General features: G+C 72.6%; 7 protein-coding genes. All 7 read left to right on the top strand.

Annotation, left to right across the window (positions count from 1 at the left end; all coding sequences use genetic code 11):
- On the top strand, nt 1–2,667 hold a 2,667-nt coding region (gene infB / locus ABD437_RS27085; RefSeq protein ID WP_344651732.1), incomplete at its 5' end, for a translation initiation factor IF-2.
- Between the two features lie 65 nt (nt 2,668–2,732).
- Nucleotides 2,733–3,029 (top strand): DUF503 domain-containing protein, encoded by a 297-nt coding sequence (locus tag ABD437_RS27080; RefSeq protein WP_344651731.1) that lies wholly within the window; start codon nt 2,733–2,735, stop codon nt 3,027–3,029.
- A gap of 24 nt (nt 3,030–3,053) precedes the next feature.
- Entirely contained in the window at nt 3,054–3,554 is a 501-nt protein-coding gene (rbfA, locus tag ABD437_RS27075) for a 30S ribosome-binding factor RbfA (RefSeq protein ID WP_344651730.1), read from the top strand.
- 86 nt (nt 3,555–3,640) lie between these two features.
- Nucleotides 3,641–4,690, top strand: coding sequence for a DHH family phosphoesterase (locus tag ABD437_RS27070; RefSeq protein ID WP_425558253.1), 1,050 nt, complete (start codon nt 3,641–3,643; stop codon nt 4,688–4,690).
- A gap of 20 nt (nt 4,691–4,710) precedes the next feature.
- Nucleotides 4,711–5,574 carry a tRNA pseudouridine(55) synthase TruB gene (gene truB, locus ABD437_RS27065; RefSeq protein ID WP_425558240.1) on the top strand — a complete coding sequence of 288 codons (864 nt, stop codon included), beginning with the start codon at nt 4,711–4,713 and terminating at the stop codon, nt 5,572–5,574.
- 69 nt (nt 5,575–5,643) lie between these two features.
- Nucleotides 5,644–6,645 (top strand): bifunctional riboflavin kinase/FAD synthetase, encoded by a 1,002-nt coding sequence (locus tag ABD437_RS27060; protein ID WP_344651728.1) that lies wholly within the window; start codon nt 5,644–5,646, stop codon nt 6,643–6,645.
- A gap of 190 nt (nt 6,646–6,835) precedes the next feature.
- Nucleotides 6,836–7,105, top strand: a complete 270-nt coding sequence (gene rpsO / locus ABD437_RS27055) for a 30S ribosomal protein S15 (RefSeq protein WP_035856924.1) — start codon at nt 6,836–6,838, stop codon at nt 7,103–7,105.
- Nucleotides 7,106–7,221: the final 116 nt, after the last annotated feature.

Here is a 7,221-nt window from a genome sequence, read left to right as displayed (position 1 = left end):
GCGGCGGAGGCCTCGGCCCCGCCGGCGACCGAGCGTCCCGCGCCCGGGCAGGGCGGTGGCCCGCGTCCGGGTCCGCGTCCCGGCCCCGCGCAGCGTTCCGCGCCGCGCCCCGGCAACAACCCGTTCGGCGTCGGCCCCGGCACTCCGGCGCAGCCCGCGCCGCGTCCCGGACCGCGTCCGGCGGCAGCGTCCGGCCAGGGTGGTCAGGGTGGTCAGGCTCCGGCCGGTCCCCAGCAGGGTGGTACTCGTCCGGGCCCGGGTGGCCCGCGTCCGGGCCCGCGGCCCGGTCCGCAGCAGGGCGGCGACCGTCCGGGTCGTCCCGGCCCCGGTGGTCCGCGTCCCGGCCCGCAGGGTGGCGGCGACCGTCCCGGTCGTCCCGGCCCCGGTGGCCCGCGTCCGGGTGGTTCCGGTGGCCCCGGTGGCCCCCGTCCCAACCCCGGCATGATGCCGCCGCGGCCGAACCCGGGCATGATGCCCGGTCGTCCGGCCGGTGGTGGCCCCGGCCGTGGTGGCCCCGGCGGCCGTCCGGGTGGTCCCGGCGGTGGCGGCGGCGGTCGTCCCGGTGGCGGCGGCGGTGGCTTCCGTCCCGGTGGTGGCGGTGGCGGTGGCGGTCGTCCCGGTGGCGGTGGCGGTTTCCGCCCCGGCGGCGGTGGCGGCGGCGGTACCGGTGGTGCTCCCGGTGGCGGTTTCCGTCCCGGTGGCGGCGGTGGCCGTCCCGGTGGTGGCGGTCGTGGTCGCGGCGGTGCCGCGGGTGCGTTCGGCCGTCCCGGCGGGCGTGGCCCGGTCCGTGGCCGGAAGTCCAAGAAGCAGAGGCGTCAGGAGTTCGACAACCTCTCCGCGCCGACGATGGGCTCGGGTGCCCCGCGCGGCAACGGCGAGGTCATCCGGCTCCCGCGTGGCGCGTCGCTGTCCGACTTCGCCGACCGGATCAACGCGAACCCCGGTTCGCTGGTCCAGGAGGCCTTCGGCCTCGGCGAGATGGTGACCGCGACCCAGTCGTGCACCGACGAGACGCTGCAGCTGCTCGGCGTGCACCTGGGCTACGACGTGCAGATCGTCAGCCCCGAGGACGAGGACCGTGCCCTGCTGGCCCGGTTCGACATCGACCTCGACCAGGAGTACGACGACGAGAAGCTGGTCACGCGGCCGCCGGTGGTCACCGTCATGGGCCACGTCGACCACGGTAAGACGAAGCTGCTCGACGCCATCCGGCACACCAAGGTGGCCGAGGGCGAGGCCGGCGGCATCACCCAGCACATCGGTGCCTACCAGGTCGACGCGCACGTCAACGGCGAAGACCGGTCGATCACCTTCATCGACACCCCGGGTCACGAGGCGTTCACCGCCATGCGTGCTCGCGGTGCCAAGTCGACGGACATCGCGATCCTCGTGGTCGCGGCCGACGACGGCGTGAAGCCGCAGACGATCGAGGCGCTCAACCACGCCCAGGCGGCCGACGTGCCGATCGTGGTCGCGGTGAACAAGATCGACAAGGAAGGCGCCAACCCGGCGAAGGTGCGCCAGCAGCTCACCGAGTACGGGCTGGTGGCCGAGGAGTACGGCGGCGACACGATGTTCGTCGACATCTCCGCGAAGTCCCGGATCAACATCGACGGTCTGCTCGAGGCGGTCTGCCTCACCGCGGACGCGTCGCTGGATCTCCGGGCGCCGGTCGACGTGCCGGCCCAGGGTGTCGCGATCGAGGGTCACCTCGACCGTGGCCGCGGCCCGATCGCGACCGTCCTGGTCCAGCGCGGAACGCTCCGCGTCGGTGACTCGATCGTCGCCGGTGAGGCGCACGGTCGCGTCCGGGCGATGCTCGACGACAGCGGTTCCCAGGTCGCCGAGGCGGGTCCGTCCAGCGCGGTGCAGGTGCTCGGCTTCACCGCCGTGCCCGGTGCCGGCGACACGTTCCTGGAGGTCGCGGAGGACCGGGTGGCCCGGCAGATCGCCGAGCAGCGGCAGGCGCGCGAGCGTAATGCCCAGCTCGCGGCGAGCCGTGGACGCCCGACTCTCGAGACGCTGCTCGAGCGGATGAAGGAAGGCGAGAAGACCCAGCTCAACCTCATCCTCAAGGGTGACGGTTCGGGTGCGGTCGAGGCCCTCGAGGACGCTCTGGCGAAGATCGAGATCTCCGACGAGGTGTCCCTGCGGATCATCGACCGCGGTGTCGGTGCGATCACCGAGACCAACGTCATGCTGGCGTCGGCCTCCGACGCGGTCATCATCGGCTTCAACGTCCGGCCCCAGGGCAAGGCGAGCGAGCTGGCCGACCGCGAAGGCGTCGACATCCGCTACTACTCGGTCATCTACGCGGCGATCGAGGACATCGAGAACGCCCTCAAGGGCATGCTCAAGCCGGAGTACGAAGAGGTCCAGCTGGGTACCGCGGAGATCCGTGAGGTCTTCCGCTCCAGCAAGTTCGGCAACATCGCCGGTGTGCTCGTCCGTAGCGGCGACATCCGGCGTAACTCCAAGGCCCGTCTCATCCGGGACGGCGCCGTGGTGGCCGACAACCTCCAGGTGCACTCGCTCAAGAGGTTCAAGGACGACGTCACCGAGGTCCGCGAGGGCTACGAGGCCGGTATCGGTCTCGGCTCCTTCAACGACATCAAGATCGACGACGTCATCGAGACCTTCGAGATGCGGGAAAAGCCCCGGTCGTGAGTTGATGCAGGCAGTCGGCCGGGAGCCTTCCCGGCCGACTGCTTGTTCGCGGAGGAAAAAGAGCTTTGTTCACCGGCACGTTGGAATTCGATGTCGTGCTGCCCGCGGACAGCCGCAGCCTGAAGGCCAAGCGCGGTTACGTCCGGCCGGTGGTGGCCGCGCTGCGCCGGCTCGAGGTCTCGGTGGCCGAGGTCGACCAGCTCGACCTGCACGGCCGGGCCGCGATCGGGGTGGCGGCCGTCGCCAGTACCGCCAAGCATGTGGGCGAGGTCCTGGACGCCTGCGAACGGCTGGTCGCCGGGCGTCCGGAGTTGGAACTGCTCTCGGTTCGTCGTCGGCTGCACTCGAGCGACGACGAGTAACTGCCTGTCCAGGAGTGAGACACGATGGCTGACGCAGCACGGGCGAGGAAGCTCGCCGTCCGGATCCAGGAGATCGTCGCGGAGAACCTCCGCACGCAGGTGAAGGACCCCCGCCTGGGCATGGTGACGGTGACCGACGTGAAGGTCACCGCGGATCTGCACGACGCGACCGTCTTCTACACGGTCTACGGCGACGAGGCCGACCGCGCCGCCACCGCCGCGGCGCTGGAGAGCGCGCGGGGTGTCCTGCGCAGCGCCGTCGGACGTCAGACCGGGGTGCGGTTCACCCCGACGCTGGCGTTCAGCCTCGACATGGTGCCCGACACCGCGAAGCACATCGACGAGCTGCTCGCCGAGGCCAAGGCCGCCGACGCCGAGGTGCAGCGCCGGGCCGCCGGTGCGTCGTACGCCGGCGACGCCGACCCGTACAAGCACGACGACGAGTTCGACGAGGACGAGGACGCCCCGGCGCCCGCCCCCGACGCGGCCGCCGTGGAGGCCGGCCTCGACGGCGGCAGCCGGTGAACCCCTCGGTTCTCGACCAGCCGGGCCTGCGTCCCGGCCGGGCCCACCGCCGGGCATCGGCCGCGCGTCCGGTGTACGGTCCGGACGTGCAGGAGCGCCGCAGTGCGGACGATCCGCCGGCCGAGGCCGGCGCGATCTCCGAGGACGCGTGGGCCCAGGCGCTCACGCTTCTGCGCGGCGCCGACCGGTCCATCGTCCTGGCGTGCCACCTCAACCCCGACGGGGACGCGCTGGGCAGCATGCTCGCCACCGCGCTGGGGCTGCGTCAGCTCGGCATCCGGGTCCAGGCGTCGTTCAGCAACCCGTTCCGGCTGCCCCAGGCGCTGGCCCAGCTCGCCGGGCTGGAGCTCCTGGTGCGCCCGGAAGAGGTCGTGACCAGCCCGGACGTGCTGGTCACGTTCGACACCGGCAGCGTCGACCGGCTGGGTGACCTGGCTCCGCTGGTGGCCGCGGCGGCCCAGGTGATCGTCGTCGACCACCACGTCACCAACAGCGGGTTCGGCACGTTCAACCTGATAGACCCGCAGGCGGCCGCCACGGCCGTCGTCGTGGAGGAGCTGCTGACCCGGCTCGGCGTACGGCTCGACGCCGCGATCGCCGAGTGCCTGTACGTCGGCCTCTCCACCGACACCGCGTCGTTCCGCGGCGCCGCGACGTCGCCGTCGACGCACGAGCTGGCGGCGCGCCTGCTGGCGACCGGCATCCGGCCCGACGAGATCAGCCGGCGCCTCTACGACGCCCGCCCGATGCGCTCGCTGCACCTGCTCGCCGACGTGCTCGGCCGGGTCGTGCTCGAGCCCGACGTCGCCGATGGAGCCGGTCTGAGCTGGTCCTACGTGACGCAGGACGACCTCGAGCGGTACGGCCTCGGCATGGAGTGGGTCGAGGGCGTGGTGGACATGATCCGCGGCGCCGAGGAGAGCACGCTCGCGATGGTGGCGAAGCAGACCGTGCCCGGCGAATGGTCGGTCTCGCTGCGTTCGCGCGGCTCGGTCGACGTCGGCGCGCTCTCGGTCCGCCTGGGCGGCGGCGGTCACCGGTTCGCCGCCGGTTTCACCGGCCGGGGTCCGCTCGAGGACGTCGTGGCGTCCGTCCGGGCGGCGCTGAACGACCTTCCGGTCGCGGTGACGAGCTGAGCGCGCGCAGTGGGCTCGTCGTGGTCGACAAGCCCGCCGGGATGACGTCGCACGACGTGGTGGGCCGGATGCGCCGCATCGCGGGCACCCGCAAGATCGGGCACGCCGGCACGCTCGACCCGATGGCCACCGGCGTGCTCGTCCTGGGCGTCGAGCGGGCGACCAAACTGCTCGGGCACCTGACGCTGACCGCGAAGACCTATGTCGCGACGATCCGGCTCGGGTACGCGACCGTGACCGACGACGCCGAGGGCGACCGGCTCGACGGGGCGTCCGCGGCCGCCGTGACGCCGGCGGAGGTCACCACCGGGATCGCCGCCCTGACCGGGACGATCGACCAGGTGCCGTCCTCGGTCTCGGCCGTGAAGGTCGCCGGGCGCCGCGCCTACGACCGGGTGCGCTCGGGCGAGGAGGTCGAGCTGAAGTCGCGCCGGGTGACGGTCTCGCGGTTCGACCTGCTGGCCGACCGCCGCCCCGAGCCCGACCTGCTCGACCTCGACGTCATCGTCGACTGTTCCTCGGGCACCTACATCCGGGCGCTGGCCCGCGACCTGGGCCGGGCGCTGGGTACCGGCGGCCACCTGACCGCGCTGCGCCGCACCCGGGTCGGTCCGTTCTCGCTCGCCCAGGCGCGGACGCTGGACCAGCTCGCCGAGGAAGAGGATCCGGTCACACTCGACCTCGACTCGGCGGTCGACGCGGCGTTCCCGCGTCGTGACGTCGACGCGCCGACCGCGACCGTGCTCGGGCACGGCGGACGCCTGCCGACAGCGGGCCTGACCGGCCCGTACGGCGTGTTCGGACCGGACGGACGGGTCGTCGCGCTGGTCGTCGAACGGGACGGCGCGGCGCGTCCGGAAGTGGTGCTGCGCCCCTCGGGCTGAGCGCCGGGCCTCCCGACCGACGAACTAGGCTGACGGTGGATCAGAAGTGCCGACGAGAGGCAGGCGAGCGTGCTGCGGTGGCGCGGGCTGGCGGACGACGCGCCGGACTGGAACCGGACCGTCGTCACGATCGGCGTTTTCGACGGCGTTCATCGAGGTCATCGGGCTTTGATCGAGGCCGCGGTCCGCGAGTCGGCGGCGCTGCTGCCGGTGCCGCACCCGTCCGGTGACGGCGCGCCCCCGGTCGTCGTCGTGACGTTCGACCCGCATCCGGCGGCCGTGCTCCACCCCGAGTCGGCGCCCGACCGGCTGACCACGCTCGACCACCGGGCCGTCCTGCTCGAGGCACTGGCCGCCGACGGCCTGACCGTCGACGGTCTCTGCACGTTGCCGTTCACGCCGGAGCTGGCCCGGCTCTCGCCGGAGGACTTCGTCCGTACGGTGCTCGTCGAGCACCTGCGCGCGGCGGCGGTCGTCGTCGGCGAGAACTTCCGGTTCGGTCACAAGGCCGAGGGCGACGTCGAGCTGCTGCGCCGGCTCGGGGCCGAGCAGGGGTTCGAGGTGCGTACCGTGCCGCTGCTCACCGACGAGGCCGGCACGGTCTCCAGCAGCCGCATCCGGGCCGACGTCACCGAGGGCGAGGTCGAGCGCGCCGCGACCGCGCTGGGGCGGCCGCACCGGGTCGAGGGTGTCGTGGTCCGTGGTGACCAGCGCGGTCGTGAGCTCGGCTTCCCCACCGCGAACCTGTCGTCGCCGGCGTTCACGTCGGTGCCCGAGGACGGCGTCTACGCCGGCTGGCTGGTGCGTGACCCGGCCCGCCACGCCGGTGACCGGGAGGTCCCGCTGCCGGCCGCGATCAGCATCGGCACCAACCCGACGTTCGCCGGTGAGCGGGCGCGCCGGGTGGAGGCGTACATCCTCGACTTCGACGAGGACATCTACGACGAGCGCGTCGCAGTGGACTTCGCCGCGCGCCTGCGGCCCACTGTCGCGTTCTCGTCGGTCGACGCGCTGATCACGCAGATGAACGCCGACGTGGCCCGGGTACGCGAACTGCTCCTCGGCGGCTAGCCGCGCCACCGTCGTCGGGCGCGCCGAGCGTGCCTGGTGACGGTGACGCCGCGCTCGGACGCGGGCGGTGATTCGTCGTCGGCTGTACAGGCTGGTAGCGTTGCAGCGACGCCGGGTTTGACCCCGGCGGTGTGCAGGCTGCCCTCGTGACCACGACCGGGGGCCACACCGAAGAGATCAAGGAGAGTCCGTGGCGCTCGCCGCAGACGTCAAGAAGGAAATCATCGCCGAGTACTCGACGGTGGAGAACGACACCGGCTCCCCGGAGGTCCAGGTCGCGCTGCTGTCCCGGCGCATCAACGACCTGACCGAGCACATGAAGGCGCACAAGCACGACCACCACAGCCGCCGTGGGCTGCTGCTGCTGGTCGGCCGTCGTCGTCGGCTGCTGAACTACCTCGCCAAGACCGACATCAACCGCTACCGGTCGCTCATCGAGCGGCTCGGCCTGCGCCGCTGACGTCGTGACGGGGAGCGCCCATCGGGCGCTCCCCGCTCCGTAACACGAAACCGAAGTACCGGGTGATCCGCGGACCCCGTGCGAGCCGGTCTCCGGTAGTGCAGGTTCTTGGCCTC

Source organism: Cryptosporangium japonicum, assembly GCF_039524755.1.
GTDB classification, from domain to species: domain Bacteria; phylum Actinomycetota; class Actinomycetes; order Mycobacteriales; family Cryptosporangiaceae; genus Cryptosporangium; species Cryptosporangium japonicum.
This window is presented reverse-complemented; position numbering and strand designations above follow the sequence as displayed.

What these genes read in the sequence shown, in the direction of transcription:
- rbfA (WP_344651730.1), top strand. Translation starts at nt 3,054, where the DNA reads ATGGCTGACGCAGCACGGGCGAGGAAGCTCGCCGTCCGGATCCAGGAG.